Below are 26,929 nucleotides of genomic sequence, written 5' to 3' on the forward strand. Positions count from 1 at the left end.
ATACGGGCACGGTGGGCGGTCAGGAGCTCGGTCGCGTCCACGCCATCGTGAAGCACGTCGGTACGCCCGCGGCCACCGCTTCCTTGCGGTAGGTGCGTGGTGACCGGCCGACGATGTCGTGGAAGGTGCGGCTGAAGGTGCCCGGACTGCCGAAGCCGACCTCGTAGCAGATGTCCGTCACGCTGCGGTCGGTCTCCCGCAGCAGGAACATCGCCCGCTCCACACGGCGGCGCTGCAGGTAGCGGTGCGGTGTCTCACCGAAGACGGCCCGGAAGGTGCGCGTGAAGTGTGCCTCCGACACATACGCGATCCGGGCCAGGGACGGGACGTCCAACGACTGCGCGTAGTCGCGGTCCATCGCGTCCCTGGCGCGGAGCATACGGCGGTTGGTCTCTTCGGCGGCTCGGCTCACGCCACCATCCCATCACGGGCCCGCCGCCGCCGACATGTCCGGTCCGGTGACCGGTCGTTGAGGTACTACCGCTCGTGGCGCCGACGTGCGAGATGGACGGTGATGTCGGCGGCGATCTCGACCGTCCCGGGCAGCACCCGTCCGATCTGCCCGAAGACCTTCTCCCGCTCCCCGGGCGGCAGGACGAGATAGGCCGAGACGGTCGAGAGATGGCCGAGGTAGTCGGAGGCACTCATCGTCAGGCGCCGTTGGATCGCGGACTGTTGTACGTCGGTGAACCACTCGGACCGCCGGAGCTCCGTACCCGGCCACTGCATGTCGTGCCCCGGAGGCGTCCCGTCCGGGGACGGCACGTCGTCGCTCTCCAGGAACGGTGCCCGAGCCGCGCGCACCGCTTCCCGCGCTGCCGGGTCGGCCGGCTGGATCGGCCCGCCCATCGAGGCGAACACGCCGCCCGGCTCCAGCAGCGCGGCCATGCGTGACCACCGGTCCTCCGGGTCCGTCCAGTGCAGCGCCGCCGCCGCGTAGACCAGCCCGTACCGCTCGCCCGGCCACAGGTCCTCGAACGCGGCCCGCACCGTCCTGACGTTGTCCGGTACGTGCTTGCGCAGCTCGGCGAGCATGGCCCCGTCGGGCTCGGTCGCGGTGACCACGACGCCCCGTCGAGCGAACAGGCGGGTTGCCTTGCCCGTCCCGGCGCCGATCTCCAGAGCCGTCCGGACCGGCCGGCCGGCGTACGCCGCCACCAGGTCGAAGAGCTCCGGGGGATACCCCGGCCGGAACCGCTCGTACGCCTCCGCCATCGCTCCGAAACTCAAGGCACGAAACGCACGATCAGACATGCCGAGCATCCTGGCACGATCCGCGGCGCCGGTCCGGTCAGTTGATCCGGCCCGGCCTACAGATCCCGGGCGTGACGTGGCTGTGTCAGTGCCCAGAGCGCCAGCGCGAGGCAGCTGATCGCGGCGCCCAGCACGCACACGGCGCCCCAGCCGAAGGCCGCGTAGAGGGAGGTCGCGGCGAGGGCCCCGGTGGCGCTGCCGATCGAGTAGAAGACCATGTACCCGCCGATCAGCCGGCTGCCCGCGTCCGGGCGCCGCGCATGGATCAGGGTCTGGTTGGTGACATGGACCGCCTGCACGGCCAGGTCCAGGAGGATCACCCCCGCGACCAGGGCCCAGAGCGAACTGCGGGTGAAGGCAAGGGGCAGCCACGAAGCGGCGAGCAGTGCCAGGGCGATACCGGTGGTCCACTGGGAGAGCCCGCGGTCGTTCAGGCGGCCCGCCACCGTCGCGGCCAGCGCACCTGCGGCTCCGACCAGCCCCAATGCCCCGATCGCGGTGTGGGACAGGGAGTACGGTGCCTCGCTGAGCGGCAGCGCGATGCTGCTCCACAGGGTGCTGAAGGCGGCGAAGATCAGCAGGCCGAGCAGCGCCCGGAGCCGGAGCAGTCGTTCCCGTGCGAACAGGGTGATCGTGGAGCGGAGGAGCTGTCCGTAGCGCAGGTCGGCGGGCGGGGCCTCGCCGTGGCGCGGAAGCACTCGGTGCAGGACCAGGGCGAGCAGAGCGGTGAGCGCCGCCGAGGTGAGGTAGACGGAGCGCCAGCCCGCGAGGTCGGCCATGAGGCCGGACGCGGTGCGGGCGAGCAGGATTCCGATGACCACGCCGCTGGTCACCAGGCCGACGACGCGTCCGCGCTCGGTGGGCGGGGCGAGCGCTGCCGCGAAGGCCACCAGCGTCTGTGTGACGACCGCGAGCAGCCCCATCACGGCCATGCCCACGAGCAGGAACGCCGCGTCGTGGGCGACGGCGACCGCGGCGAGCGCCACCACCAGGAGCAGCAGCTGGACCACGATGAGCCGTCTGCGGTCGACCATGTCGCCCAGTGGTACGAGGAAGAAGAGCCCCAGTCCGTATCCGATGTGCGTGAAGGTGACGACGCTGCCGACGAGTGCCGGGCTCATGGCGAGGTCGTGGCCCACGGTCGCCAGGAGCGGCTGGGCGAAGTAGACGTTGGCCACCGCGGTTCCGCAGGCGACGGCGAACAGCATGACGACGCCTCGGGACAGGACGAACGCGGAGTCGCCGCCGCTCCGGGCCGCGACCCGTGGTGTCGCGGTCTCACAGTTGCCGGTCATTCAGCACCCCTCACATCTGGTTTCATCTTGCTACCAGCACGGCACGGTAGCCCCTGCTGGTAGCATGTTGCAACCAGCTTGAGAGGGAGGTGGAGGACGACATGGTGACAAGGACGCGCTTCGACGACAGCGACTGCCCCGTCGCGCGGTCGGTGGACGCGATCGGTGACTGGTGGTCCCTGCTGATCGTGCGGGACGCCTTCGACGGCAGCCGCCGCTTCGGGGAGTTCCAGCGCAGTCTCGGCGTGGCGAAGAACATCCTCACCGCGCGGCTGCGCAGCCTGGTCGCCGGCGATGTCCTCGAATCCGTTCCCGCCTCGGACGGCAGCGCCTACCGCGAGTACGTACTGACCGCGAAAGGCAGGGAACTCTTCCCCGTCATCGTGGCGCTGCGGCAGTGGGGCGAAGCGAATTTCTTCGCCCCCGGCGAACCGCACTCGCAGTTGGTCGACCGCCGACGGGGAGAGCGCCTTCGCGCACTGGAGGTCCGGTCCGCGGACGGACGGTTGCTAGACCCCGACGACACCACCGTCCACAAGGTCTCCGCCGAGTGACCTGAGGCCGGGGTCCGGCGGAACGGCCTGTCATCCCGCCGTCCCGCCGATGGAAGTCGGTGGCGCGGAGCCGGCGCCTGACGCCCGATGCCCTGCGCCCGATACCCCTACGCCCGAGGTGTCCGGCGCCACTCAGACGTCGATCGCGCGGCCGCGCACCAGGGGCAGGAAGACCTCGTCCACGATCTCCGTCAGCACCTCGTCGGGCACCTCGGGAAGACCGCGCACGGCGTATTCGCCGCGCAGCAGCGCCATCGGCACCGACGCCACACGCGGATGCGCCGCACCGGCCGCCGCCTCGCCCCGGGCCACGGCGCGCCCGATCAGCGTCAGCCAGGCCGCGTCCGTACTGCTGCCGCCGGCCTGCTCCCGGAGCAGCGTGAGCAGGCCGGGGTCGTCGGCCGCCGCCGCGAGCAGGTCACGCAGTACGGCCCCCTGCGGTGACGACCAGGTCGCGTTCGCCGCGCGCAGCAGTGCCAGCGCGTCGCCGCGCAGCGTCCCCGTGTCCGGAACCCGCAACTCCGCGTCGGCCAGGTGGCAGTAGGCGGCGACGCCCAGCGCCGCGCGGGCCGGCCAGCGCCGGTAGATCGCGTTCTTGTTGGTGCCGGCGCGCTGGGCGACACGGTCCATCGTCATGCTCGCGTACCCGGCGGTCCGCAGCTCCTCGGCCGCCGCCCGCAGGATCGCGTCCTCCAACGCCGCGCCCCGGCGCCGGGTCGCGCCGCCGCGCTGCTGGTCGGGTGCCATCGTGGCCCTCCCCTCACTCATAAGGTACGCTCCGTACCCTAAACTCGATCACGGACCGGCAGAATCGGAGCAGCGATGCGCGCCTTCGGTATCAACTACGACACCGGTTTCACCTCCGGCGGGACCACGACCCACGAACCGTTCCTCTCCGACATTGTCCAGCGTGAGATGCGGGTGATCCGTGAGGACCTGCGCTGCGACGCGGTCCGCATCACCGGCGGCCACGCCGACCGTATGGAGATCGCGGCGCGCGCCGCCGCCGACGCGGGGCTGGAGGTCTGGTACTGCCCGTTCACCAACGGCCTGACCCAGGACGGACTTCTGGCGTTCCTCATCGACGCGGCCGAACGCGCCGAGCGCCTGCGCCGTGACGGCGCGCGGGTCGTGTTCCTCACCGGTTCCGAGGTCACCCTGTTCACCGAGGGGTTCCTGCCGGGCGAAACGTTCCAGGAGCGGTCGGCGAACCTGGCCGACCCGGCCGCGTTCCGCGCCCTGCTGCCCCGGCTGCACGCCGAGTTCAACACGTTCCTCGCCCGGATCGTCACCGAGGTCCGCGCCCGCTTCGGCGGCCCGGTCGGCTATGCGTCGGTCGCCTTCGAGGGCGTGGACTGGACCCCGTTCGACATCGTCGCCACCGATGCCGGCTATCGCGACGCGACCAACGCCGACACGTTCCCGGAGGCGCTGCGCGCGCAGGTGGCGCGGGGCAAGCCGTTCGGCGTCACCGAGTTCGGCTGCGGGTCCTTCCGCGGCGCCGCCGATCTGGGCGGGCGCGGGGATTCGGTCGTCGAGTGGGGCGAGGACGCGCGGCCGGTGGGGCTGGCCGCCGGGACGGTGCGCGACGAGCAGGAACAGGCCTCCTACGTCCGGGAGATGCTCGACATCTACGACGCGGCCGGCGTCGACGCCGCGTTCGTCTACACCTTCTCCCGCCGGGACCTGCCGACCACGGCCCGCCACGATCCGGAGCACGACTTCGACGCCGCCAGCTTCGGCGTGGTCCGGGTCCTGCCGCCCGGCGCGGCCGAAGGGCCGTACGCGGAACTGGGCTGGGAGCCCAAGGCCGCCTTCCACGTCATGGCGGAGTTCGGCCGGGCCCGTACGAGGTGACGGGGCCCGGCTGACCGCGTTCCGGGCGGCCCCTGCCCGGCCAGCCGACCTGCCTGCCTGCCTGCCGTGCGGCCGTAGGACGTCGTGGCCGTCAGGCTCCACCGGAGGTGAGTTCGAGGATCTGCCGGGTGGTGCCGACGGGGTCGACGATCTGGTGCAGATGCTCGCCGGGCAGATGGGCGGTCCGCCATCCGCGTTCGCGCGCATCGGCGGCCATGGCGTCGTAGGGAGGGCCGAACAGCAGGTAGGAGCAGGGGTGGTCGTCCCAGCCGTCCGGGACGGGGATCCGTTGTTCGTAGTAGGACAGCGGCAGCCTGGGCTGCTCGGCGATGACCTGCTGCCGCATCACCGGATCGGAGAACATGGGCGCGATGTCGGCCTCGTCCCACCAGTCGGTCCAGCGCGGCAGCCTGCCGTGCACCGCCAGAGGGCGGAGGAGATCGAGGAGTTCGGGCGGGGCGACGGGCGTCGGACCACTGCGGGCCGGCAGCGCGGCATCGACGAACACCGAGCCGGTCACCGGGTGGTCGAGCCCCGCGCGGACAGACGGGAGGAAAAGTCCCGCGTTGCTGTGTGCCACCAGGACGAGCGGTTGTTCCGTCGGGATGTCCGCGAGGCCGTCGCGGACGGCATCGGCGGCCCGGGGCCAGAACGGCGGTTCACCATCACCCACGTCCAGCAAGGACGGCACGCGCACCTGGTGTCCGGCGGCGCTCAGATGTTCCGCCACCGGGCGCCAGGTGGCGGGACCCACCGAAGGGCTGTGTACGAGGACGAAGATCGGTTGCATCGGCTCCATACGGGCATCCTGTCCCCGCACCACCGGCGCTCGCGACCGAGTCGGCTGACGGCGAACACGTACCGCCTTCGCTCCGCAGTACGGTTCCGGGTCTGTTCGCGGGCGGTGGCGCGGGGAACCAACCTGCCGCTCGGCGGTGTCCTCCGTTCGTGGTACGGGCATGACGACGGGTTGCCCTCGGCCGACTGGGCGGGGGAAGCCGCAGCGCCGCCTTCCGGGACAGCGCGCATGCGCAGGGCTACGGTGAGTGCCATGTCCGTTGTCATCGCGGGTGGCCACGGCAGGATCGCCCTACTGGTCTCCCAGCTGCTGACCGACCGGAGCCGGTCGGTCACCGGGATCATCCGACGGCCGGAGCAAGTCGCCGCGGTCCGGGCCGCCGGGGCCCGGCCCCTGCTCCTGGACCTGGCCACGGCCACGGTCGAACAGCTCGCGGAGCACCTCACCGACGCACGGTCGGTGCTGTTCGCCGCCGGGGTGGGGCTCGGTGACGCCCCGGGGAAGGCCAACCCCGTCGACCACGACGCCGTCCTCGCCTTCGCGGACGCGGCCGAACTCGCGGGCGTCCGACGCTTCGTGATGCTCTCCGCCATGGGAGCCGATCCCGCCAAGCACTACCCCGCCGACCCGCTTGTCGAGACCTTCCTGCGGGCCAGAGGCCGGGCCGACGAGAACCTGCTGTCTCGCGCCGCCCTGGACTGCACCGTGGTGCGGCCCTCCTGGTTCCGCGACGGCCCAGGCAACGGCCTGGTCGAGCTCGCCGAACACGCCGGTCCCGGAGAGATCGACCGTGCGGACGTCGCGGCTGTCCTGGCCGCCCTGATCACCGCTCCCGCGACAAGCCCTCGCGTTCTTGAGCTCATCTCCGGTTCCACACCCATCGCCGATGCTGTCAGCCGCGTCGTCTGCGGCCCGCCGCCTGCCCACCGGACCATGGGTGCGAGGGGGCGCCGCGCCTGACCGCGGGCTGTGCCGATCGACCCGAACGGCAGATCGGGCAGGTGAGCTCGGTGGCAGTTTGCGTGCCCATGCGGCCCGTTCGCCTTCCGGTCGATGCCGGTCGCGCCGGACTTGGCACGACCGCTTACCCGCAGGATGCCGGTGCGGGCAAGCTGTCCCGGGCCGGTTCGTCGATGCTCGGCGGCGTGGCGCGGCTGCCGGAGCGGAAGGACGAGTCCTGTCGTGGATAGGTTGGGTGCTGGGGGCGCATCTGCCGTCGTTCTCGTCGAGGTGTCCAGCCTGTGATCTCCGAAGCCACCGGTTCCGACCGGGTCATCGACTTCCCCGCCCTGCGTACGGCCGGCTGTCCCTTCGACCCTCCGCCCGACTACCGACAGGAATCGTGTCCGGGGCCGGTTGTCCGGGCGCGTCTTTGGGATGGTTCGCTCTGTACGTTGGTGACCGGGTACGAGCACGTGAGGTCTCTGCTCGGTGACCGGCGCCTGAGCGCCGACGTCCGGGCTCCCGGCTTTCCGCTGCTGTCCCGGAGCCGGCACGAGTTGCTGGGCCGCAGCACCGTGTCCTTCATCCGGCTGGACGATGCTGAGCACGTCCGTCAACGACGGATGCTCATGGGCGGCTTCATCGCCAGGCGGGTCGAGGAGATGCGTCCGCGGATGCGGCAGGTGGTCGACGAGACGCTCGACGTCTTCGTGGCGGAGGGCGGGCCGGCCGACCTGGTGGCCGGCTTCGCGGTACCGGTGGCCTCGCGAGTCATCTTCGAGCTGCTGGGCCTGCCCTACGAGGACCATGTGTTCCTTCTGGAACACAGCCGCGTCATGTCCCGGCTCGATCCGGACCTTGACGCGTTGGAAGCGGCCATCGCCGCGCTGACCGAGTACCTGACCGACCTCGCAGCGCACAAGCGTCGTTCGCCCGACGAGAGCGTTCTCGGTCGGCTCGCCACGCGGGAGGACGTCGCCGCCGAGGAACTCGCCTCGATGGGCAGACTTCTGCTGACCGCCGGCCACTGGACCACCGTCGACATGACCGCGCTCGGCGTCCTGGCTCTGCTGCGTCATCCCGTCCAGGCCGACCTCCTGCGCGCGGACGGTGATCTGGCGACAGGTGCTGTGGAGGAACTGCTGCGCTATCTCAGCATCCTGCAACTCGGAGTGCCCCGTGCCGCGCTTGAGGACATCGATGTCGACGGCACCGTGATCCGGGCGGGCGAAGGCGTGATGCTGATGCTCTCCACCGCCAACCGTGACGCAGGGATGTTCCCGAACGGCGACCGGCTCGACCTCACCCGCGACACGCGCCACCACCTGGCGTTCAGCTTCGGCCCCCACCAGTGCCTCGGCCAGGCACTGGCACGGGCGGAACTCCAGATCGCCCTGCCGACCCTGCTGCGTCGGGTCCCCGGGCTGCGGCTCGCCGCCCCGTTCGAGGAGCTCTGCTTTCGGGAGGACATGGTCTACGGCGTGGACAGGCTTCCCGTCACCTGGTAGCGCACTACGGCGAGGGCGAGGGACGCGACGGCCAGTCCCAGGTAGCAGGCGGGGGAAAGGATGTTGTGGTGGACGCGAGCGCGGATGTGTGCGGCGATGGCCCCGACGAAGAAGAGGACGAGTCCCGTCGCGGCGGCGGCGCCGATGACCGGAACACCCAGGAGCCCGAGCAGGAGGCCGGCGGCCCCCGCGGCCTTGAGCGTGGCGAGCCACGGAAGCCAGGTCTGCGGGAGACCCACATCATCGCGGAGTTCGCCCGGCGCCGACCGGGCTGGCGGGTGGACATGCGGCAGGCCGCCTGGTCGGAGCCGAGCGCCGGGCTCACCGACGGGGATGCCGATGCCGCGCTGGTACGGATGCCCTTCCCCGGCCAGGACGCCCTGCGGACCGAGGTGCTGTTCTCCGAGCCGCGCTGGGTCGCCCTCCCCGCCGGGCACCCTCTCGCCGTACGCGAGGTGATCCCCTTCCGGGAGCTGTGGGACGAGCCGTTCGTGGCCGCCCCGCCCGGGTCGGGCCGGTGGCGGGACTACTGGCTGGCCACCGACGAACGCGAGGGCCACCCGGTCCGCATCGGTGCCGTCACCGACCGGCCGGACGACTGGCTCAGCGCCATCGCCAATGGCTACGGCACGGCCCTGGCCCCCGCCTCCGCCGCTCGCTTCTACGCCCGCCCGGGAATCGTCTACCGCCCCGTCAGCGGCATCGGCCCCAGTCAGGTCGGCGTCGCGTGGGCCCGCGCCGACGACACCGATCCGGTCGTCCAGGACTTCGTACGCTGCTGCCTCGACAACCGGCCACGACCAGCGGACGTCACCGGTTGATCCCCGCGACCCGTGATCGCGACAGGCCCGAGGCGTATCCGCAACACGTCTTCAGGACAGGCCCCGAGGCGTGTCCGCGAAGTCGATCCGCATCACCGCGCGCCGGACCGTGGGGCGGGTGACCTCCTTCAGCCCGGCCTCCTCGAAGACCTGGTGGGCGCCCACATGGAGTTCGCCCCAGGTGATCTGCTTGCCGGGGTGAGTGATCATCGGGTAGGCCTCAAGGGCGCGGGCGCCACGGTCGCGGGCGTGGGCGACGGCGGCAGCGGCGAGGGGGTAGGTCAGTCCCCTGCACCGGTACTCCTTGCGGACCACGAGACAGGTCACCGCCCAGACCCCGTCGTCGTCCTTGTCCTCGTCCCGGCCCGCCCACACCACGCGCGAGGTGCGCAGCTTGGGGTAGGCGGTACGGGGCTGGACCGCGGCCCAGCCTGCGGGTTCGCCGTCGACGTACGCCACCAGGCCCGATGTGTCGGCGGCGGCCGGGATGCCGCAGGCCGTCCGGGAACCGAGCATCTCGGTCCGCTCCTGATGGGTGGTGTCACGCCAGATCCAGCCGGCGACCTTGAACCGCTGGCACTGGCAGCGGCCCGCGTCGGTGGTGCCGAAAACGGCGGCGATGTCCTCCCGGGATGCCTCGTTGGCCGGGACGATGGTCAACTGATCGGGTGAGAACGGTACTGGGGACGACACCGTGAACAACTCCTCGGTCCTGCGGCGGGCCCTGCGGCAGGTCCCGTGGTGAGCGGATCGCCCCGGCGGACCCCGTGCCACGCAAATCTGCCGGGGCGATCATGCCCGGCTCCACCACCGCCGCACCATCGCGGCGCGATCCCTCCACGATCCGCTCCGGTCCGGCTCGACAGCACACGGCACACGGCGGCGTTGGACGGCGGCGTCGGACGGGCAGCGCGGGTCACGGTGCGAGTGCCGGCGCTGCGGCCTCCCAGGCGAATCCGTCCGGGTCGGTGAAGGGCCCGGCGTCGCCGCCGATCACGAGCCCGTGCGATCCGCTGCCCTCGGGCGGGACACCGACGTCCTTGGCAAGGGCACGGCGCCTGTACAGCGCCAGCTTGACGGGGCTCGCCCCGGCGGCGAACTCGACGTACACGCGGCTGAAGCTCTTCGCCACGGCAAGACCTCGACCGGCGTAGAACCGCTTGCTCGCAACCACGTCCGCGACTCCCAGCAGGAGCACGATCTCGTCGATCTGCCGGGTCGCGGGGCCGGTGTCCTTCTTCGCGGAGGTCGCGACCTTCCAGATCGTCCCGTCCGGGGCCTGTACGACGCCGCCGTAGCCCCAGAAGGACTTCGCGGCGGGCTTCAGCGACGTCGCACCCGCGTCGAGGGCGGCGTCGATGAGGCTGTCGACGGTGCCCGGCCGGGACACCGTGAGTGCGAGCGTGAACCCGCGGAAGCCGGTCGTGGGTGCCTCCGAGGCCCGCAGCCGCACCTGGGTGTCCAGGCCGAAGGCGGTGGTGCAGAAGTGTTGGGCGGCCGCGGGGTCGGCGACTTCGAGGGTGACGGTTGCGATGGATGCCATGTCCGTCACGCTAATTGCGGCTCGACGGCCGGTGCTTCTTGATTCCTGACCGGTCCTGGCACCCGTTCCGCCGCACCTGGCGGCCTGCCGATGGCACCCGGCCCACTGCCGGACGGCTCAGCGCAGTTCCTGGATGCGGACCAGGTTGCCCGCGGGATCGCGGAAGGCGCAGTCGCGGATGCCGTACGGCTGCTCGGTCGGCTCCTGGACGACCTCGGCGCCCCCGGCCTGCACCTGGCCGAAGGTGCCGTCGAGATCCCGGGTGGCCAGCAGGATCCAGCCGTAGGTGCCCTTGGCCATCATCTCGGCGATGGTGCGGCGCTCGTCCTCGGTGACCCCGGGGTCGGCGACCGGCGGTGCCAGGAGGATGGACGTACTGGGCTGGCCGACGGGGCCGACCGTGATCCAGCGCATCTTGCCCTGCCCGACATCGCTGCGGACCTCGAAGCCGAGGACGTCGCGGTAGAAGGCCAGGGACTCCTCCGGGTCGTCGTGCGGGAGGAAGCTCGTGTGAATGGTGATGTCCATAACGATCATGCTAGGCACGGTTCCGCGACCCGCACCTCGCGAAATCCCGCTCGATGACCACACTCGAAGACCACACCCTTGACCTCACGCAAGGCCGAGGCTCCATCGAGGTCCCCGGCCGACTGCCTTCGGCGGCTCAATCGGTCGCCCCAGCACCTCGGCGCGGGGCGGGCGGCGGCGGCACGGGGTTCTCGGCCAGCAGGGGGAACAGTCTGGTGACCGCGGCCACGGCGACGGTGCCCGCCGGGCGTGCGGCGGGGTGCCGGTCCCGTTCGCGGTAGTCGGCCAGCAGGAGGCGGATGGAGGCGGCGAGCTCGGTCATCTCCGCCGGCGTGAGGTGGACGACGGCGCTGAAGGACTCGTCGTGCTGCCACTCGGCCGGCGCCTGGTCCCGGTGGGCCAGCCAGTGCTGGTAGCTCTCGTCCTCCAGCCCGCGTGCGAGCACGTCGAACTCTTCCGGCGCTTCCTGACCGGACCGGTGGGGGGAATCCCAGCGGAGCCGCCACGGCCGTGCCCGCCCGCCCTTGTGCGGTGCCTCTTCGATGAGACCGTGCCGGGCGAGCTGGCGCAGATGGAACGAGCAGAGGCCGGAGCTGTGGCCGAGACGGGCGGCGGCCTGCGTGGACGTGACGGTGCCGACCTCGGCGAGCAGGTCCAGCAGGGCGACGCGCAGGGGATGGTCCGGGAGGGACTGCCGGGCGCGCTGCGACGGCGGTCCCGCGGATGCTGTTCGACGGTTCTCATCACTCACTTTGCAAAGGATGCTACTTTGCAAAGCATTCGGTCAACTGGGTTGCCGTCGGCCGGGGTTCGGCCCCGACCGGATCAGGCATGTGCGGAAGGCGTTGATGATCCATGGCTGTTCGGTCCGGTGACACCTCACACGACCGCCGGGTACGTGTGCAGGGCGTACCCGTCGACTCCTTCCCCCGGCTCGCACCGGAGGTGGAGCGGGGTGCGGTGCGCCGCATCACCGTCGTCGGCGAGGAGATCCTGCGCCGCCGGTGCCAGGAGGTCACCCGGTTCGGCACACCGGAACTCTCGCGGCTGATCGACGACATGTTCGCCACGAACCAGGCGGCGGAGGGGGCGGGGCTCGCCGCCAACCAGGTCGACGTGGATCTGCGGTTGTTCGTGTGGGACATCACGGACGAGTGGGGGGTTCGCCATGTCGGGCACATCGCCAATCCCGTCCTGGACGAGGTGCCGGCCGAACACCGCAGGCTGGTCGAGGAATCCGAAGGGTGCCTGTCCGTTCCCGGCCCGTACCGTGTGGTGCCCCGCCTCGACCGTGCCGTCGTACGGGGCCGCGACAAGGAAGGCGAACCACTGGTGATCGAGGGCCGGGGTTACTTCGCCCGGTGCCTGCAGCACGAGACGGACCACCTCGACGGCCACCTCTATCTGGACCGGCTCCCCCAGCGGGAACGAAAGGCTGCCCTGCGCGAGATGGCCGGGTCCAAGGACGAGATGTTCGCCCGGCGCGCCGCCATGGCCGCGAAGCTGGGCAAGCACTGATCCGGCCCCGGGTCACCGCGACCGGTCCGGCGTCGGCCTCGGGCTGGGCGGTGAGGAAACCGACGTAGGCGTCGGCGTCGCGCAGGGCGCGTTCGGTGGTGTGCGCCTCGATCAAGGGCATCAGCTGAGCGAAGAGCGCGGGCCGGGCTTCCTCCCCGATGTGCTCGGGGAGGGCGACGACGGGGGCCGGACCATGCCGGTAGAAGACGTTGGGGACGAGTACGTAGTACCCGTGCCCGGCCAGTTCGCGGGCCATCTCCTCCAGTACGGACCACAAGGCCGAAGGCGTCCAGGTACAGCTGCTCACACGCCTGCTGGACCACCACACCCAGCACTCCTGAGCCTGGCGCCCGTTCCTGTACACGTCGGACCGATCCGCCGTAGCCAAAGGTCAGTTCGCGTACACGAACATGAGACACAGAGCGGCGAAGGGCACGACGGACCCTCCGAGCAGCGCCAGCACCGCCGGGACCGCCGCCGTCAGTCGCCTCCTGCCCTTGCGCCGGCCTGAGCGGAACACCGCGCGGGCCAGGACGAGCGGCAGCGCCATGAGGGCGAGGAAGATCACCGGCGCCGAGAAGCGGCCGAGCGCGGTGGTGCCGGTGTCGGTGTCGGTGATCAGTTGCCGGGCGGCCGTGCCGAAGAACACCGCTGGGCCGGCCAGCAGGAAGAACGAGAGGCCCGACGCCACGGCGATGGTCAGTCCTTCTGTCAGCCGCTCGGCACACGGATGTTCCCGGCGTACTTCTGTCATCCCGCTGTCCCCCATGCCCATTCCCCCAGCCGCCACAGTTCGGTGTCGTCAGTCTCTCGGTCGAGCCGCTCAGTCCGTGGCCGGCAGAGAACGATAGCGCCGCAACACCTCGCCCGAAGTCGCGGTCCCGGTGACGACAAGCAGGCCGACGGGAGCGCGGCTCGGTGCCCCGTCCCCTGTCACACCGGCGGAGAGGCCCAGGTCACACACCCGTCCGTGTCACAGGCGGCCGGGCTGTCTCGTCCCAAGGGTGTAGCCACGGACGACCACGGAGGAGCACACCATGGACGCGCGACTGAACTACTTCGCCAGCCCGACCGCGGGCAAGGCCTTCAAGCACCTCATGTCGGCGGGCAAGGCGATCAAGGAATCGGCACTGCCTGCCGCTACGCAGGAGCTGGTGGCGTTGCGGGTGAGCCAGATCAATGGCTGCGCCTTCTGCATCGACATGCACACCAAGGACGCCGCAGCCGCCGGAGAGACCTCGGTGCGGCTGCACCTGGTGGCGGCCTGGCGGGAGGCCACGGTCTTCACCGAGGCGGAGCGTGCCGCGCTGGAGCTGGCGGAGCAGGGGACCAGGATCGCGGACGGGGCCGGTGGGGTCACCGACGAGGCGTGGGCCGATGCCGCCAAGCACTACGACGAGGAGCAGCTCAACGCCCTGGTGGTCCTGGTCTCCTTCATGAACACGGCGAACCGGCTGAACGTCATCGCCCAGCAGCCGGCCGGTGGTTACGAGCCGGGCCAGTTCCACTGAACGGCACCGGCCGATGAGCCACCGGCCCGGGTCCGGGGAATCGTCCCGGCCCGAGCCGGTGGTCCGGCCGGTGGTCCGGCCGGTTGCCGGGACCGGCCAGGAGAAGCCGCCTGTGCCCACGCGTACGGTCGGGCGGGAAGGCATCAGCGGGAAGACACCAGGGGAGCTGAGTCGGTGTGAGCAAGGTCGAGGACTTCGAGGAACTGCGGCCGCTGCTGTTCTCGATCGCCTACCGGATTCTGGGCAGTGTGAGCGAGGCCGAGGACGCGGTGCAGGAGACATGGCTGCGCTTCGACGCCTCGGCGACCCGGCCCACGTCGGCCAAGGCCTTTCTGTCGACGGCCGTGACCCGGATCTCGATCGATGTACTGCGCTCCGCGCGGGTGCGGCGGGAGGAGTACGTCGGGCCGTGGTTCCCCGAGCCGCTGCTGAGCGATCCGTATCAGGATCCGGCGCGGTCGGCGGAGCTGGCCGACTCGGTGTCGATGGCGGCGCTGCTGCTGATGGAGCGGCTCAGCCCGCTGGAGCGGGCGGTTTTCCTGCTGCGGGAGGTGTTCGCCTTCGGGTTCGACGAGATCGCCTCGGCGGTGGGGCGTTCGGAGGCGGCGTGCCGGCAGTTGCTGGTGCGGGCGCGGCGGCACATGGAGGCCGGGCGACCGCGGTTCGCGGCGGACTCCCGGGAGCGGCGGGAGCTGGCGACGCGGTTCTTCGACGCGCTGATGAACGGGGATGTGGGCGGGCTGCAGGACATGCTGGCCGCCGACGCGCAGCTGGTCGGGGACAGCGGCGGCAAGGCCCCGCAGCTGGCCAATGCCGTCGTGGGCGCGGAGAAGGTGGCCCGGGTGCTGGGCGCGGCCTTCCCCTGGCTGCTCCGGATCGACGTGACGTCCGAGCCGCGCGAGGTCAACGGCCAGCCCGGCGCGGTCTTCCGCGACCGGGACGGCAGGGTCCTGCACGCCCTGGTCCTCGACGTGCTCGACGGGAAGGTCCAGACCGTCCGTGGGGTGATCAATCCCGACAAGCTCGGCCACCTCGGGCCGGTCGCCGACGCCTGGGCCATCGACCGCGAGGTGAAGCGGGCCCGTCGGGGGATGAGTCGGGGATGAGCTGACTCCGGCTTCGAGGGGAGGGAGAGGGAGAGAGAAAGGGGCGGGCGGCACGATCGTCCCGGTCATCCCGCGATCAGCATTCGCACACGGAGATGTTCATTTGAACTCTTGCGTGATAGAAATTGAGGCATGGGTGTCGCCAATCGTCTGGACCTGACCCTGCGATTGGTGCAGGGCTCCGACCGGGTTTCCGTGTCGGAGCTCTCCCATCGTCTGGGCGTCTCGGAAATGACCGTGCGCAGGGACCTCGACGCGCTGGAGCAGCAGGGCCTGGTGCGCAGGGTGCACGGGGGCGCCGTCGCCACCCGCCCGCGCGACGAGGACGCGGGGTTCGCCGCGCGGGAGCCGTGGCAGGCAGCCACCAAGGACCGGCTCGGGGCGGCCGTGGCCGCCATGGTGGAGCCGGGATCGCGGGTGCTGCTCGACGCCGGGACCACGACCGTGCACGTCGCGGCGCACCTGGCCGCCCGTGCGCCGCTGACGGTCGCCGTGCTCAGCCTGCAGGCAGCGCTGAGCCTGGCCGACCGGCCCGGGATCGACCTGTTGGTCGTGGGCGGCCGCTCCCGTCCTGCCGAACGCTCCCTCGTCGGCCCGCTGGCGCTGCGCACCCTGGAGTCGCTGGCCTTCGACTGCTTCGTGATGTCCATCGGCGGTGTGCACGCCGAGCACGGCTGGTCGGAGTTCTCGCTGGACGACGCGGCCGTCAAACAGGTCGGGCTCACCCGGGCCACCCGCACCATCGCGGTGGCGGACGCCACCAAGCTGGGAGTACGCGCGTTCAGCCGGGTCGCCCCGCTCGGCGCCGTGCACCACTTCGTCACGGACAGGGCGGCCGAGGACGCCGCCACGCACCCCAGCGGCCCGGAGACCCTGGACGCCCTGCGGGACGCGGGCGTCGACAGCCGCCTGGTCTGAATGCGCCCCACCCGAGGAGTGAACCGGTCATGAGCAGCGTTCCACGCGCACTGATGATTCTTGTCGCGGGCCCCTACCGCTCCGGCACCGACGACGACCCCCACGCGCTCGAAGCCAACGTACGGGCGATGAACGAAGCGGCTCTCGTCCTGTTCCGCGCCGGGCACCTGCCCGTCACCGGCGAGGCCCTCGCCCTGCCGCTCCTGGAGACGGCCGGCAGCACCGGCCCGGGTGACCCGCTCTTCCGGGAGATCTTCCACCCCGTCGCCGAACGGCTGCTCTCCCGCTGCGACGCCGTCCTGCGGATCGGCGGCCCCTCGGAGGGGGCGGACCTGATGGTCGCCCTGGCCCGTGCGCAGGGCAAGGACGTCTTTGCCGGTCTCGCCGCCGTACCGGCCGCCCGGTGACCGCCGGCATCGACACCCCCGACCGGCGCGGCCGCACCGGCCTGGACCGGCACGGCCGCGACCTCACCGGCAACCCGCGCGTGCGGATCCGCGAGGTGGAGCTGCTCTCCAGCGACTGGTACGTCCTGCGGAAGACCACCTTCGACTACCGGCACGGCGACGGACACTGGAGCCGCGAGCAGCGCGAGACGTACGACCGTGGTGACGGGGCGACCATCCTGCTCCACAACACCGGACGGCGCACCGTACTGCTGACCCGTCAGTTCCGGCTGCCCGCCTATGTCAACGGACATCCCGACGGCATGCTGCTCGAAACCGCCGCCGGGCTCCTGGACGGTGACGGCCCCGAGGAGGCGATCCGCCGGGAGGCCGCCGAGGAGACCGGGCACACCGTGGGCGCCGTCGAGCATGTCTTCGACGTCTATATGAGCCCCGGCTCGGTCACCGAGCGCCTGCACTTCTTCGCCGCCCCCTACGACACGGCCGCCCCTGTCACCGGCGGCGGTGGGATCGCCGCCGAGGGCGAGGACATCACCACCGTGGAGCTGCCCTTCACCGAGGCGCTGGACCGGATCCGCAACGGCACGATCGCCGACGCCAAGACCATCATGCTGCTCCAGTGGGCCGCGCTCGACGGGCCGTTCGCGCCATGAGGTGACAGGAGCCGTTCCGGGACGCGCCCGAGGGCTTCACGGTCTCCGGGTGCGGGCGGCATGCTGCTGACCTACGTACGTTCCGCACGCTCTTCACGTACCCCGGGATGAGGTATCCGTGTTCGCACTGCCGCTCGGCCACACTGCTCGGCTCCGCCCCCTGGAGCCCTGGCACGCCCAGGAGTTCCTCGCTCATATCGACCGCGCGCGGCCCTCCGTGGATCCGTGGATACCGTGGGCGACCCTCAGCACCGGCCTCGCCTCCGCCACGGCCGTCCTCCAGCGTTACGCCGACAAGCAGGCCGAGGACTCCGCCCGGATCTACGGCATCTGGCTGGACGGCACACTGGTCGGTGGCGTCATGTTCACCCGCTTCGACCGCGCCTCCGGGGTGTGCGAGATCGGCTGCTGGCTGGAGGCGGCCGGGGAAGGCCGGGGGTTGGTGACCCGGGCCTGCCGGGCGCTGATCGACTGGGCCTTCACGGAACGCGGGATGAACCGGGTCGAGTGGTGGGTCTCGGCGGGCAACACCCGCAGCATCGAGGTCGCGCGGCGGCTCGGGATGACCCGTGACGGTGTGCTGCGGCAGCGCTTCCCGCACCAGGGGGTGCGGCACGACAGCGAAGTCTGGTCGGTCCTCGCCGGGGAATGGCCGCCCGGGGGCGCGGGGCCCGTGGAAGAGGAGCCCGTCTCCGACGTCAAGGCCGAGCTGGACCGGCTGATGCACGCCTTTCTCGGCGCGTTCGCCACCATCGGCGGCAGCCGGCCGAACCTCCATGTCGTCCGTGAGGTGTTCATTCCGCAGGGGACGATCGTCTCGAACGTCGGGGACGAGCCCGTGATCTACGATCTCGACTCGTTCATCGAGCCCCGGGAGAAGCTGCTCACCGACGGGACGGTGACGGAGTTCTCCGAGTGGGAGGTCGCCGAGCGGACCGAGATCTTCGGGTCCGTCGCGCACCGGTTCAGCGAGTACCGGAAGTCCGGTGTCCTCGACGGCAAGTGGTTCGAGGGCTCGGGCCGCAAGACCACCCAGTTCCTGCGGACGCCTGTCGGCTGGCGGATGAGCTCGATGGCCTGGGACGACGAGAAGTAGGGGCGCCGCCGGTAACGGTCCGGTCCGGTACGTACCAGGTACTTGCCGGTCCGGTACGTACCGGGCACGTGCCGGTCCCGTCCGGCACGGGCCGCCCCGGGCTCGCGTCCGGGCGCGTCAGCCGGTGAAGCCCGGCACCACCAGACCGGACTCGTACGCGATGACCACCGCGTGGGTCCGGTTCTGCGCGCCGAGCTTGGTCAGCACGTTCCCGACGTGGGTCTTCACCGTCTCCAGGCTCACCGTGAGGGACTCCGCGATCTCCGGGTTGGACAGGCCGGTGGCCATCGATCGCAGCACCTCCTCCTCCCGCCCCGTCAGCGCCGCCTTCGGCAGCGCCTCGGCGGAGCCCAACGGGCGGGCGGCGACCATCCGGCGCAGGGCCGCCGGGAAGAGGATCGCCTCTCCCGCCGCCACCACGCGTACCGCCTCCGCGATCTCCCGGACCGGGCGCCGCTTGAGGACGAACCCGCTGGCCCCGGCGCTGAGCGCGGCGGTGACATAGCCGTCGTTCTCGAAGGTGGTGATCACCACGACCTTCGGCGGTGTGGCCGACCCGGCCAGCAACTGCCGGGTGGCCTCGATCCCGTTGCGGCGCGGCATCCGCACATCCATCAGCACCACGTCCGGCCGCAGCTCCCGCGCCTGATCGACCGCCTCGACGCCGTCGGCGGCCTCCCCGACCACCGTGATCCCCGGCTGTGCCGTGAGCAGCGTGCGCAGACCGCTGCGGGTCACCTCGTCGTCGTCCGCGATCAGAAGCGTGACGGGGGTGCCGACGGGGCTGGTGGTGGCGGTGGAGCCGGTGGCGGTTGCGGGGCCGGGGCCGGTGGTCGCGGGGCCGATCATGCGGGCAACCGTACCGGCAGGCGCACCGTCAGCCGCCAGCGCCGCGGCCCGTCCGGGCCGGCCTCGATCTCGCCGTGCAGCAGCCGTACGCGCTCGGCCAGTCCGGGCAGACCGTGCCCGGACGTCGGGAAGGCACCCGGGCTCCTGCCCGTGCCCGCCCCGGTCCGGTTGACCACGCTGAGCTCCAGTCCGTCCGGCGCGGCGGCCACCCTGACCCCGATCGGGCCGCCCGCCCCGTGCCGCAACGCGTTGGTCAGCCCCTCCTGGAGGATGCGGTACGCCGCCCGGGAAGCCGTCCCCTGCACCTGCGCCAGCTCGCCCGTCAGCTCCGGCTCCACCACCGCTCCCGCATGCCGCAACCGGTCCAGCAGCTCGGGCAGGTCGGCCAGGGTGCGGGTCGGCGCCGTCCCCGTCTTCTCCTCGCGCAGCACGCCCAGCACGTAGTCCAGGTCCTCCAGCGCGGCCCGTGCCGACTCCTCGATGCTGCGCAGGGCGGCCCGCGCGGCCACCGGGTCGGCGGAGAGCACCTCGCCCGCCACCGCCGCCTGGATCGTGGTCGCCGTCAGCGTGTGCCCGATCGAGTCGTGCAACTCGTGGGCCAGCCGGTTGCGTTCGGCCAGCAGCAGCTCCCGTTCGGCCGCCAGTGCGAGCCGCTCGGCCGACGACGGCCCCAACAGCCTCGGCGCCAGCCACCGCAGGGCGTACGTCACCGCCACGCACACGATCGCCGCCAGCAGCAGGCAGCCGAGGGCCGCCACCCAGCTGCCCCAGCCGCCCGTGGCCCGCACCGTCCAGCCGAACAGGCTCAACCCCGCCTCGGCGCCGAGCCACTTCCCCGGCAGGATCAGGGCCGCGAGGAACAGCAAACCGCTCGCCAGGGCACCGGCCCACCCCAGTGCCACATGGAGCAGCAGCCAGACCGAGGTCCGCCGGCGGTCGGCTGCGGACGACACTGCGGAGGCCGGCGCGACGGGGGCCGACCCGGCGGGAGCCGCTCCGGCATCGGGAGTGCTCGTGGACCGGCGTACGGCGACCGGATCCGGCAAGGGAACGCCCAGCAGGCGGCGGGCGCACACGATCAGCACCCGCCGCGTGGTGCGGGCCAGCCCGACCACGCCGATCAGTGCCGCCCAGACCACGAGGGCCAGAGCGACCCGCACCCCGTAGGGGGCGGATCGCCACTCCGCCACCGGCAGCAGCGCGAGGACCAGCAGTGGGATGCTCGCGAAGGCGCCGCCATAGGCGAACAGCGCACCCGCATACGTGGAGCCGCGCAGCAGCGGCCGGATTCCCCTGAACATGATGCGGCCAGTATGACCGGATCGTTCCCCAGCGGCCTCCCCCGATCGAGGGAGGCCGTTTTCCCGCCTTTCCGCGATGTGCGGCAGGGACCCCGCGCACCAAGATCGTGTCCTGCCCAGTTCACGGGAGGACTGATGATGAACACGCAAGGGACGAAGACGTCGCCGCATCACACGGCGACGCCGACCGAGGCCGTATCGAACGGGCCAGGTCCCGGCTCCGGCCTGCGGCCTCCGGTCGCCAGGAACAGCAGGAACAGCAGGAATGGCACAGCCGTGGCTGCCATGGTGCTCGGCATCATCAGCCTGATCACCTCGATCGTCTTCGTCGGCGGCCCGCTCGGCGTCATCGGCCTGGTCCTGGGCGTCGTCGCCCTGATCAAGGCCAGGCGTACCGGCGTCGGCCGGGGCATGTCCGTCACCGGCCTGCTGACGTCGTTCCTCGCGATCGTGGTGTCCGTCCTGGTCGCCGTCCTCCTGGCCTGGTACGCCGACCACACGCAGAAGTGCTACCGGCCCGACAGCTTCCAGCAGTACCGGCAGTGCGTTCACCAGCAACTCAGCGGGGACTGACCGGGACCAACCGGCAGCCGGCGGCGCGCTCCCGGTCCCGGCGCCCCGGCCATGCCGTCATGCGCGGACACCCAGGCGACGGAAGCAACCAACTCCCGTGCACACAAGGCCAGATGGACCGAACACCTCTCTCCAGCAAGGACGGGCGACACTGTGCGAAACAAACACATAGCATCCCTTCTGACTGCCGGTGCCGCGGCGACTCTCCTGTCGGCGCTCACACCCGTACCGGCCTTCTCCGCCTCCTCGGCCACCGAGGCCAAGGACCCGCTGCGGCAGTACACCCAGCAGACCCTCCGATGGCAGCGCTGCGACGCCGAGAGCCCGGCCTCCTTTCAGTGCGCGACGCTCAGGGTGCCGCTGGACTACAGCGATCCCGGTGGCAGGAAGATCGACATCGCGGTGTCCCGGCTGCGGGCGAGCGACCCGGAGAAGCGGCGCGGCGTGCTGCTGCTCAACCCCGGCGGCCCCGGCGGGCCGGGCCTGAGCCTGCCCGTGAACCCGAATCTGTCCCTTCCCCAGGAGGTGAAGGGACGGTACGACCTCATCGGGTTCGACCCGAGGGGCATCGGACAGAGCTCTCCCGCCGGCTGCGGTCTGACCGACGACGAGCAGAACGACGAACGCCCGTACAAGGCCGCGACCTTCGCGAAGGACGTGGCGTGGGCACGTACGGTGGCCGACAAGTGCCAGGCCAGGATGGGCGACACGCTGCGGCACCTCACCACCCGCAACACCGCCCGCGACATGGACGTCATCCGTGCCGTGCTGGGCGAGCGGAAGATCTCCTACCTGGGCTACTCCTACGGCACCTACCTCGGCGCCGTCTACACGCAGATGTTCCCCCGGCGGGCCGACCGGTTCGTGCTGGACAGCGCGACCGACCCCGCGTGGGTCTGGCGGGGCATGTTCCAGGGGATGGCGGAGGGGGCCGAGCACGCCTTCACACGCTGGACCGAATGGACCGCCCGCCGGCACACGACGTACCACCTGGGCGCCGCCCCGGCCGAGGTCCGCGAGACCTTCTGGAAGCTGGTCGCCCGAGCCGACCGCGTCCCCGTCGACTCCGGCGGGAGCCGGCTGAGCGGTGCCGACATCCGCTCCGAGCTGCGCGGCATGTTCCCCCACGTCCAGAGCGCCGCCGAGCGGGTCGCCGAGCTGAAGCGGGCGGCCGAGGGCGGGAAGGCCGCCCCGGCCGTCACGACCGAGGCGACCCCGGATCCCGTCGCAACGGCGTCCGCCCATGACGTCCCGCCGGACAACAACGCCGCGAGCGCCTGGGCCGTCCTGTGCGCCGACTCCCGTACATGGCCGCAGGACCCCGAGCAGTACCGCTACGACGCGATCCGCGACAAGGCCCGCTATCCGCTGTACGGCGACTTCGCGTCCAACATCAAGCCGTGTGCCTTCTGGAAGCAGGGCAGCGAGCCCGCGACAACGGTGAACAACAAGGCCGACGTGCTGATCCTGCAGAACCAGTGGGACCCCCAGACGCCCCTGCCCGGCGCCCGGGGCATGCACCGGGCGCTGCGCGGCTCCCGGATGGTCACCGTCGCCGGGGGCGAGGGGCACGGTGTCTACGGCCTCGACGGATCCTGTGCGGACAAGAGCGCCACGGCCTATCTGACCACGGGCAGGCTCCCGGCCGAGGACCTGACCTGCCGGACGCCGTCCGGTCGGAAGTAGGAAGCCCCGACTGCCCCTCACCGTCCCGCGCGGGACGGTGAGGGGCAGCCTCCGTGCGGCCGGGGTGTCCGGATCACACGGCGGGGAGCGCGTAGAGCCGCTTCCCGTGCATCACGGCCAGCCGGTCGGCCGCCGCCGCCACGTACCACTGCTGGATGTCGCCGCTCTTGTCGTTGTACGTCCAGCGCAGCTTCCCGGTCGCCGCGTCGAAGGCGTGCACGCCGCCGTCCTCGTCGAACTCGGTCGCGCCGTACAGGGTGCCGTTCACCTTGGCGAACTGCCACGCCTGCGTCGCCGAGTCCAGCAGTTCCCCGTTGTGCCAGATCCGCTTGCCCGTACGGGGGTCCACGGCCCACATGCCGCGCACGCTGTCGGAGGCGTAGAGCACCCCGTCCAGGACCTGCGGGTCGTTGAACGAGCTGAACTCCTCCGTCCGCAGCGACCAGCGGTCCTCGCCCCCGGCCAGGTCGAACGCGCGCAGCCGCCGGCCGTCCGCCACGATCACCAGGCCCTCGTGGACGGCGAAGCGCCGGTTGTTGGACCGGCTGATCTTCTTCGTCCACACCTGCCGTCCGGTCGCCGTGTCGCGGACGGTCACGTTCTCCCGGTAGTCCGTGTAGACCAGGCGCCCGTCGACGGCCGCAGCGGTGATGCCGAACTCCTCGGTACCCGCGTCGCGTTGTTCACGCCAGGCGATCCTGCCGGACGTGGTGTCGATGGCGGCGATCACATTGTTCGGCGTCGTGAAGTCCTTCTCCAGGATGCCGGCGATGACGTACACATGGCGGTCGTCGGCCGCGATCGGGCGCGGCTGCTGATACTTCTTGCCCAGGCGGCTGCGCCAGGTCTCCTTGCCGGTGGCCGGATCCAGACCCACCACGTCACCGTCGTACTCGGCACTGGCGAGGTAGAGCGTGCCGCCGCCGACGATGAGTTCGGCGCCGGGTGTGGTGACGCCGCGCCGCGACCACTTCTCCTTGCCGGTGGCCATGGACCGTCCCACCAGCGGATCGCCCGACACCAGGGCCACTCCCCCGATCACCGCGAGCGCGTCGATGCCGGCCAGGCCGGTGTTCGCGGCGGCCGCCTTCCACAGCGGCTCGGGTGCGGTGCCCGGCGGTGGAGTGGTGAAGCCGCCGCCCTTGCTGTCCCCGCCGCCTTTCCTGTCCCCGCCGGGCTTCGCGCTGCCGCCCGGTGCGGCCGGCTCCTCCCCGGGACCGCACCCCGCGACCCCGGTCCCGACCACGGCCGCCCCCAGCCCGGCACCGGCCAGCCCGAGTATCCGCCTGCGCGACACCGTGTGCCCGTCACGACCGCCCATGTCCGTTCCCTCTTCCGTCCGACTGTTGCGACGTCCCCCAGGGACACCTTGAGCGCCGTCAGGCTAGCCATCGATTTTCGGCCGAACGCCGGATGGCACACAGTCGGGACATGGCCGTGAAGCTCCCGTCACAGGGAAACCGTCGGGAGCCACCCTGTTCCGCCCCGGCCGGACATGTCGTCGGCAGGCCCCACAGCCTGCCGACGGACCCTGCGCGGCCGGGTCCTGGACTCGGCCGGGGTGCGCGAGGCAACGGGTCCGGGGAAGCGAGTGAGGCAGCGGGTCCGCATACACAGGGTGCGGCTGGGCGGCAGCGGGTTCCGGGTGGTCCGGCCCGCCCCGGTCGCGGCACGGTTGGCGCTGCGTGACGATCACCATTGGCTGTCGATGTACGCGGACCGGGACGGCGCCGCCCAGCTCGCCGCCATGTGGGCACTGGCCGCCCGGTCCGCCCGGTCGCTCGTCCACCTGCCGATCCGCGCCAACCCGGCCCCCGACGGCGTCGTCAGCGACGGCGAACCGGTCTCGCTGGACCTGGTCCTGGTCCACCACAGCCTGCAGTTCCGGACCGCGTCGTGGAGGCAGGTCCGGGCACGGCTCGGCAGCGGCGAACCCCACACCGCGGCCACCCCGGACCATGACTTTCCCGACGAGGCCGCCATCGACCACCAGCGGCGGGAGTACCGGACGTACCGCGACCACCTCGGTTTCGACATCGCCGCGCACGCCCTCTTCGTCGTGGGCAGTTCCACCGCGTTCCGCGAGCACGGCACCGCGCTGCGGAGCCTGGTCGACGAGGCCCGTCCTCTGTGTACCGCTACCCGGACGCCGGGCACTTCTGTGTCGAGCTGAGCCCCGGCCCGTGGACACGGGCACGGACCCGTCGGAACATACCCGCCCGCCTGCACATCCAGTACAGCGACACCTGGCGGATATGGCATACCGTCAGGCATTTCGGGCCCGGAGTCCGTCCCGCCCGTCGGCCGGTCAGGGGTTGTTCAGGTAGGTGAGGACGGCGAGTACGCGGCGGTTGTTGTCGTCGTCATCGGTGATGCCCAGTTTGCCGAACATGGAGGTGGTGTACTTGCTGATGGCGCTTTCGCTGAGGAAGAGCCGCCGCCCGATGGCCTGGTTGGACATTCCCTCGGCCATGAGACCGAGCACCGAGTGTTCGCGTTCGGTGAGCTGTTCCAGCCGCCGGTTCGAGGAGCCGCTGGACAGCAGTTTGGCGATGACGGCCGGGTCCATGGCGGTCCCACCGCCCGCGACGCGTTCCAGGGCGTCGATGAACTGGTCGGCGTCGAAGACGCTCTCCTTGAGGAAATAGCCGATGCCACCGGCGCCGTCCGCCAACAGCTCGCGGGCGTAGAGCTGTTCGACGTACTGGGAGAGGATCAGAACCGGCAGTCCGGGGAGTTCGCCGCGCGCGGCCAGGGCCGCCCGCAGTCCCTCGTCCGACTGGGTCGGCGGCATGCGGACATCGACGACGGCCACGTCCGGACGCCACTTCAGCAAGGCGTCGAGTGTCTCGGGCCCGGTGGTCGCCGTGGCCACCACCTGGTGTCCGTACGCCTCGATGAGGCGGACCATGCCGTCGCGCAGGAGGTAGAGGTCTTCGGCTACAACGATTCGCATGGCACCACTATCCTCGCGTGGGTCGGGCCGCCCGCCGGGCTGGTGATCTCCAGGGTGCCGTCGAAGGCCGCGAGGCGACGGCGCAGCCCCGCGAGTCCCCCGTCGGCGCCCACTCCGGCTCCGCCCCGGCCGTCGTCCTCGACGTCGACGACGAGGCCGGTGTCGTCACGGGTCAGGGTGATCCGCGCCCGGGTCGCGCGGGCGTGCTTGACCGCGTTGGTCGTCAGTTCGACGATCCCGAAGTAGACGGCGGACTCGACCGGCGGGTCCAGGCGCAGCCGGAGGTCGGTGGTGACGGCCGTTTCGAGCGGGCTGTCCAGGGCGAAGGCGCGCACGGCTTCGACGAGCCCCCGGTCGTTCAGCACCGGCGGATTGATTCCCCTGACCAGGTCGCGGAGTTCGGTCAGTGAGGTGGCGGCACCGGCCCGTGCTTCCCGCATCAGGGCCCTGGCCCGCTCGGGGTCGGTTTCCATCAGTTTCTCCGCCGTCGCCAGGGAGAGGCCGAGCACGACCAGGCGGGCCTGCGCCCCGTCGTGGAGGTCCCGCTCGATCCGGCGGATCTCGGCGGCCTGCGCGACCGTCGTGTCCGCGCGCTGGGCCGTCAGCTCCTCCACCCGTTCCGCGAGCACCATCGCGGGCGACGCGCGCAGAAAGCGGACGGCCACCGGCTCGACGGCCCGCCAGGCGTACCGGGCTCCGCCGACGGCCACGACCAGGCCGAGCACCCCGACGGCGCGTGCGACGGGCCCCGGCTCCCCGAGCCCGAGGACCGCCACGGCCAGCCCGGCCGGCGGGAGGGACGCGACCACGCCCGCGGTGAACGGGGCGATGGCCGTGAAGCGCAGGTCGCGCCAGTTGGCCGGGTCCTTCCACCGGATCCGCCACCTCTGGTCCATGAGGGCGTCGCGGCTGGTGCGTTCGTAGCCGAAGCCGTTCCACCAGTACCCGGTGGACATCCGCGTCACCGGTCCGGCCTGCCGGTATCCGGCGGGGATGACGGTGGCGGTCCACCGTGCGACGAGAAAGCGGACCGCCCGGCAGACCGGCCGGGACAGGGCGAGCGTGCCCACGCACACCAGCACGAACGGCGCCGTCCACGACCACGGGTTCGCCGCGCCCCAACGGATCCCCAGCACCACCGCGGCGGCCCACACCGCCGGGACCAGCATGCTGACGACCATCACGACACACGCCCGTACGAACCCCACGCAGGCGCCCGCCACCCACGACACCAGCTGCCGCATTGCCCTTCCT

The 26,929-nt window shown here is 71.5% G+C and carries 30 protein-coding genes and 2 pseudogenes; 15 read left to right on the forward strand and 17 right to left on the reverse strand.

Annotation, left to right across the window (positions count from 1 at the left end):
• Positions 1 to 19 precede the first annotated feature (19 nt).
• The 3 genes from GA0115234_RS00065 to GA0115234_RS00075 all read right to left on the reverse strand — a co-directional run bounded on the left by GA0115234_RS00065 (position 20) and on the right by GA0115234_RS00075 (position 2,549).
• Entirely contained in the window at positions 20 to 412 is a 393-nt protein-coding gene (locus GA0115234_RS00065; RefSeq protein WP_176729024.1) for a helix-turn-helix domain-containing protein, read from the reverse strand.
• 65 nt (positions 413 to 477) lie between these two features.
• Positions 478 to 1,230: a class I SAM-dependent methyltransferase gene (locus GA0115234_RS00070; RefSeq protein ID WP_237540948.1), complete on the reverse strand. Its 753-nt coding sequence runs from the start codon at positions 1,228 to 1,230 to the stop codon at positions 478 to 480.
• 80 nt (positions 1,231 to 1,310) lie between these two features.
• The gene (locus tag GA0115234_RS00075; RefSeq protein WP_093538759.1) at positions 1,311 to 2,549 is read right to left on the reverse strand and encodes an MFS transporter; all 1,239 of its coding nucleotides are present in this window, start codon (positions 2,547 to 2,549) and stop codon (positions 1,311 to 1,313) included.
• 101 nt (positions 2,550 to 2,650) lie between these two features.
• Between GA0115234_RS00075 and GA0115234_RS00080 the strand changes: the two genes are divergently transcribed.
• Positions 2,651 to 3,103: a winged helix-turn-helix transcriptional regulator gene (locus GA0115234_RS00080; protein ID WP_093538846.1), complete on the forward strand. Its 453-nt coding sequence runs from the start codon at positions 2,651 to 2,653 to the stop codon at positions 3,101 to 3,103.
• Positions 3,104 to 3,235: 132 nt separating this feature from the next.
• Here the strand turns inward: GA0115234_RS00080 and GA0115234_RS00085 are convergent, their stop codons facing one another.
• Entirely contained in the window at positions 3,236 to 3,850 is a 615-nt protein-coding gene (locus tag GA0115234_RS00085; RefSeq protein WP_093538760.1) for a TetR/AcrR family transcriptional regulator, read from the reverse strand.
• 75 nt (positions 3,851 to 3,925) lie between these two features.
• Between GA0115234_RS00085 and GA0115234_RS00090 the strand changes: the two genes are divergently transcribed.
• Entirely contained in the window at positions 3,926 to 4,960 is a 1,035-nt protein-coding gene (locus GA0115234_RS00090; protein ID WP_093538761.1) for a hypothetical protein, read from the forward strand.
• A gap of 91 nt (positions 4,961 to 5,051) precedes the next feature.
• Here the strand turns inward: GA0115234_RS00090 and GA0115234_RS00095 are convergent, their stop codons facing one another.
• Entirely contained in the window at positions 5,052 to 5,759 is a 708-nt protein-coding gene (locus tag GA0115234_RS00095) for an alpha/beta hydrolase (protein WP_237540949.1), read from the reverse strand.
• Positions 5,760 to 6,011: 252 nt separating this feature from the next.
• On the opposite strand from GA0115234_RS00095, the gene GA0115234_RS00100 reads away from it, so the two are divergent.
• Positions 6,012 to 6,719: an NAD(P)H-binding protein gene (locus GA0115234_RS00100; RefSeq protein WP_093538762.1), complete on the forward strand. Its 708-nt coding sequence runs from the start codon at positions 6,012 to 6,014 to the stop codon at positions 6,717 to 6,719.
• Between the two features lie 455 nt (positions 6,720 to 7,174).
• Positions 7,175 to 8,209, forward strand: coding sequence for a cytochrome P450 (locus GA0115234_RS00105; RefSeq protein ID WP_256088488.1), 1,035 nt, complete (start codon positions 7,175 to 7,177; stop codon positions 8,207 to 8,209).
• On the opposite strand, the pseudogene GA0115234_RS42930 reads toward GA0115234_RS00105, so the two are convergent.
• Positions 8,176 to 8,391 (reverse strand): annotated as a pseudogene (locus tag GA0115234_RS42930) (DoxX family protein); the annotation flags it as partial. The gene GA0115234_RS00105 and the pseudogene GA0115234_RS42930 overlap by 34 nt on opposite strands.
• Between GA0115234_RS42930 and GA0115234_RS00110 the strand changes: the two are divergent.
• Positions 8,296 to 9,030, forward strand: coding sequence for a LysR family substrate-binding domain-containing protein (locus GA0115234_RS00110; protein WP_256088489.1), 735 nt, complete (start codon positions 8,296 to 8,298; stop codon positions 9,028 to 9,030). The pseudogene GA0115234_RS42930 and the gene GA0115234_RS00110 sit on opposite strands and share 96 nt — an antisense overlap.
• A 51-nt stretch (positions 9,031 to 9,081) precedes the next feature.
• On the opposite strand, the gene GA0115234_RS00115 is transcribed toward GA0115234_RS00110, so the two are convergent.
• From GA0115234_RS00115 to GA0115234_RS00130, 4 genes are all read right to left on the reverse strand, one after another.
• On the reverse strand, positions 9,082 to 9,723 hold the full coding sequence (locus tag GA0115234_RS00115; protein WP_202553218.1) for a GNAT family N-acetyltransferase: 642 nt from the start codon (positions 9,721 to 9,723) through the stop codon (positions 9,082 to 9,084).
• A 223-nt stretch (positions 9,724 to 9,946) separates the two neighbouring features.
• Positions 9,947 to 10,573 carry a glyoxalase gene (locus GA0115234_RS00120; protein WP_093538851.1) on the reverse strand — a complete coding sequence of 209 codons (627 nt, stop codon included), beginning with the start codon at positions 10,571 to 10,573 and terminating at the stop codon, positions 9,947 to 9,949.
• 117 nt (positions 10,574 to 10,690) lie between these two features.
• Positions 10,691 to 11,101 (reverse strand): VOC family protein, encoded by a 411-nt coding sequence (locus GA0115234_RS00125; RefSeq protein ID WP_093538763.1) that lies wholly within the window; start codon positions 11,099 to 11,101, stop codon positions 10,691 to 10,693.
• Positions 11,102 to 11,237: 136 nt separating this feature from the next.
• Entirely contained in the window at positions 11,238 to 11,852 is a 615-nt protein-coding gene (locus tag GA0115234_RS00130; protein WP_093538764.1) for a winged helix-turn-helix domain-containing protein, read from the reverse strand.
• Between the two features lie 104 nt (positions 11,853 to 11,956).
• Between GA0115234_RS00130 and def the strand changes: the two genes are divergently transcribed.
• On the forward strand, positions 11,957 to 12,619 hold the full coding sequence (gene def / locus GA0115234_RS00135) for a peptide deformylase (protein WP_093538765.1): 663 nt from the start codon (positions 11,957 to 11,959) through the stop codon (positions 12,617 to 12,619).
• 3 nt (positions 12,620 to 12,622) lie between these two features.
• Here def and GA0115234_RS00140 read toward each other — a convergent pair.
• Positions 12,623 to 12,954 (reverse strand): annotated as a pseudogene (locus tag GA0115234_RS00140) (dienelactone hydrolase family protein); the annotation flags it as partial.
• 56 nt (positions 12,955 to 13,010) lie between these two features.
• On the reverse strand, positions 13,011 to 13,373 hold the full coding sequence (locus GA0115234_RS00145) for a hypothetical protein (protein ID WP_141718346.1): 363 nt from the start codon (positions 13,371 to 13,373) through the stop codon (positions 13,011 to 13,013).
• Positions 13,374 to 13,656: 283 nt separating this feature from the next.
• Here GA0115234_RS00145 and GA0115234_RS00150 point away from each other — a divergent pair, with 283 nt between their 5' ends.
• From GA0115234_RS00150 to GA0115234_RS00175, 6 genes are all read left to right on the forward strand, one after another.
• A complete protein-coding gene (locus tag GA0115234_RS00150) occupies positions 13,657 to 14,130 on the forward strand; it encodes a carboxymuconolactone decarboxylase family protein (protein WP_093538767.1) in 474 nt (157 codons plus the stop codon).
• A 176-nt stretch (positions 14,131 to 14,306) separates the two neighbouring features.
• The gene (locus GA0115234_RS00155) at positions 14,307 to 15,236 is read left to right on the forward strand and encodes an RNA polymerase sigma-70 factor (RefSeq protein WP_093538768.1); all 930 of its coding nucleotides are present in this window, start codon (positions 14,307 to 14,309) and stop codon (positions 15,234 to 15,236) included.
• Positions 15,237 to 15,368: 132 nt separating this feature from the next.
• Positions 15,369 to 16,154 carry a DeoR/GlpR family DNA-binding transcription regulator gene (locus GA0115234_RS00160; RefSeq protein ID WP_093538769.1) on the forward strand — a complete coding sequence of 262 codons (786 nt, stop codon included), beginning with the start codon at positions 15,369 to 15,371 and terminating at the stop codon, positions 16,152 to 16,154.
• Positions 16,155 to 16,183: 29 nt separating this feature from the next.
• A complete protein-coding gene (locus GA0115234_RS00165; RefSeq protein ID WP_093538770.1) occupies positions 16,184 to 16,561 on the forward strand; it encodes a DUF4406 domain-containing protein in 378 nt (125 codons plus the stop codon).
• Positions 16,558 to 17,214 carry an NUDIX domain-containing protein gene (locus GA0115234_RS00170; protein WP_093538771.1) on the forward strand — a complete coding sequence of 219 codons (657 nt, stop codon included), beginning with the start codon at positions 16,558 to 16,560 and terminating at the stop codon, positions 17,212 to 17,214. The genes GA0115234_RS00165 and GA0115234_RS00170 overlap by 4 nt, the downstream gene beginning before the upstream one ends.
• 118 nt (positions 17,215 to 17,332) lie before the next feature.
• Positions 17,333 to 18,310, forward strand: coding sequence for a GNAT family N-acetyltransferase (locus GA0115234_RS00175; RefSeq protein ID WP_093538772.1), 978 nt, complete (start codon positions 17,333 to 17,335; stop codon positions 18,308 to 18,310).
• Positions 18,311 to 18,427: 117 nt separating this feature from the next.
• Here the strand turns inward: GA0115234_RS00175 and GA0115234_RS00180 are convergent, their stop codons facing one another.
• Together GA0115234_RS00180 and GA0115234_RS00185 are read right to left on the reverse strand one after the other, a co-directional pair.
• On the reverse strand, positions 18,428 to 19,159 hold the full coding sequence (locus GA0115234_RS00180; protein WP_237540950.1) for a response regulator transcription factor: 732 nt from the start codon (positions 19,157 to 19,159) through the stop codon (positions 18,428 to 18,430).
• Entirely contained in the window at positions 19,156 to 20,460 is a 1,305-nt protein-coding gene (locus tag GA0115234_RS00185) for a sensor histidine kinase (protein ID WP_093538773.1), read from the reverse strand. Before GA0115234_RS00185 ends, GA0115234_RS00180 begins: the two co-directional genes overlap by 4 nt.
• A 285-nt stretch (positions 20,461 to 20,745) precedes the next feature.
• Between GA0115234_RS00185 and GA0115234_RS00190 the strand changes: the two genes are divergently transcribed.
• Positions 20,746 to 21,033 (forward strand): DUF4190 domain-containing protein, encoded by a 288-nt coding sequence (locus GA0115234_RS00190; RefSeq protein WP_237540961.1) that lies wholly within the window; start codon positions 20,746 to 20,748, stop codon positions 21,031 to 21,033.
• Positions 21,034 to 21,186: 153 nt separating this feature from the next.
• Positions 21,187 to 22,719, forward strand: a complete 1,533-nt coding sequence (locus GA0115234_RS00195) for an alpha/beta hydrolase (RefSeq protein WP_256088495.1) — start codon at positions 21,187 to 21,189, stop codon at positions 22,717 to 22,719.
• Between the two features lie 73 nt (positions 22,720 to 22,792).
• On the opposite strand, the gene GA0115234_RS00200 is transcribed toward GA0115234_RS00195, so the two are convergent.
• Positions 22,793 to 24,040, reverse strand: coding sequence for an outer membrane protein assembly factor BamB family protein (locus tag GA0115234_RS00200; protein WP_093538776.1), 1,248 nt, complete (start codon positions 24,038 to 24,040; stop codon positions 22,793 to 22,795).
• A 270-nt stretch (positions 24,041 to 24,310) separates the two neighbouring features.
• On the opposite strand from GA0115234_RS00200, the gene GA0115234_RS00205 reads away from it, so the two are divergent.
• Entirely contained in the window at positions 24,311 to 24,892 is a 582-nt protein-coding gene (locus tag GA0115234_RS00205; RefSeq protein WP_237540951.1) for a hypothetical protein, read from the forward strand.
• Between the two features lie 135 nt (positions 24,893 to 25,027).
• On the opposite strand, the gene GA0115234_RS00210 is transcribed toward GA0115234_RS00205, so the two are convergent.
• Together GA0115234_RS00210 and GA0115234_RS00215 are read right to left on the reverse strand one after the other, a co-directional pair.
• The gene (locus GA0115234_RS00210; protein ID WP_093538777.1) at positions 25,028 to 25,675 is read right to left on the reverse strand and encodes a response regulator transcription factor; all 648 of its coding nucleotides are present in this window, start codon (positions 25,673 to 25,675) and stop codon (positions 25,028 to 25,030) included.
• Positions 25,660 to 26,919, reverse strand: coding sequence for a sensor histidine kinase (locus GA0115234_RS00215; RefSeq protein ID WP_093538778.1), 1,260 nt, complete (start codon positions 26,917 to 26,919; stop codon positions 25,660 to 25,662). The genes GA0115234_RS00210 and GA0115234_RS00215 overlap by 16 nt, the downstream gene beginning before the upstream one ends.
• Positions 26,920 to 26,929: the final 10 nt, after the last annotated feature.

The organism is Streptomyces sp. DvalAA-43 (assembly GCF_900091725.1).
Taxonomy (GTDB): Bacteria; Actinomycetota; Actinomycetes; order Streptomycetales; family Streptomycetaceae; genus Streptomyces; species Streptomyces pulveraceus.

Coding starts and splice junctions, on each gene's coding strand:
- GA0115234_RS00075 (WP_093538759.1), bottom strand. CDS start 2,549: ATGACCGGCAACTGTGAGACCGCGACACCACGGGTCGCGGCCCGGAGC.
- GA0115234_RS00080 (WP_093538846.1), top strand. CDS start 2,651: ATGGTGACAAGGACGCGCTTCGACGACAGCGACTGCCCCGTCGCGCGG.
- GA0115234_RS00085 (WP_093538760.1), bottom strand. CDS start 3,850: ATGGCACCCGACCAGCAGCGCGGCGGCGCGACCCGGCGCCGGGGCGCG.
- GA0115234_RS00090 (WP_093538761.1), top strand. CDS start 3,926: ATGCGCGCCTTCGGTATCAACTACGACACCGGTTTCACCTCCGGCGGG.
- GA0115234_RS00095 (WP_237540949.1), bottom strand. CDS start 5,759: ATGGAGCCGATGCAACCGATCTTCGTCCTCGTACACAGCCCTTCGGTG.
- GA0115234_RS00100 (WP_093538762.1), top strand. CDS start 6,012: ATGTCCGTTGTCATCGCGGGTGGCCACGGCAGGATCGCCCTACTGGTC.
- GA0115234_RS00120 (WP_093538851.1), bottom strand. CDS start 10,573: ATGGCATCCATCGCAACCGTCACCCTCGAAGTCGCCGACCCCGCGGCC.
- GA0115234_RS00125 (WP_093538763.1), bottom strand. CDS start 11,101: ATGGACATCACCATTCACACGAGCTTCCTCCCGCACGACGACCCGGAG.
- def (WP_093538765.1), top strand. CDS start 11,957: ATGGCTGTTCGGTCCGGTGACACCTCACACGACCGCCGGGTACGTGTG.
- GA0115234_RS00145 (WP_141718346.1), bottom strand. CDS start 13,373: ATGACAGAAGTACGCCGGGAACATCCGTGTGCCGAGCGGCTGACAGAA.
- GA0115234_RS00150 (WP_093538767.1), top strand. CDS start 13,657: ATGGACGCGCGACTGAACTACTTCGCCAGCCCGACCGCGGGCAAGGCC.
- GA0115234_RS00160 (WP_093538769.1), top strand. CDS start 15,369: ATGGGTGTCGCCAATCGTCTGGACCTGACCCTGCGATTGGTGCAGGGC.
- GA0115234_RS00165 (WP_093538770.1), top strand. CDS start 16,184: ATGAGCAGCGTTCCACGCGCACTGATGATTCTTGTCGCGGGCCCCTAC.
- GA0115234_RS00180 (WP_237540950.1), bottom strand. CDS start 19,159: ATGATCGGCCCCGCGACCACCGGCCCCGGCCCCGCAACCGCCACCGGC.
- GA0115234_RS00185 (WP_093538773.1), bottom strand. CDS start 20,460: ATGTTCAGGGGAATCCGGCCGCTGCTGCGCGGCTCCACGTATGCGGGT.
- GA0115234_RS00190 (WP_237540961.1), top strand. CDS start 20,746: ATGGTGCTCGGCATCATCAGCCTGATCACCTCGATCGTCTTCGTCGGC.
- GA0115234_RS00200 (WP_093538776.1), bottom strand. CDS start 24,040: ATGGGCGGTCGTGACGGGCACACGGTGTCGCGCAGGCGGATACTCGGG.
- GA0115234_RS00210 (WP_093538777.1), bottom strand. CDS start 25,675: ATGCGAATCGTTGTAGCCGAAGACCTCTACCTCCTGCGCGACGGCATG.
- GA0115234_RS00215 (WP_093538778.1), bottom strand. CDS start 26,919: ATGCGGCAGCTGGTGTCGTGGGTGGCGGGCGCCTGCGTGGGGTTCGTA.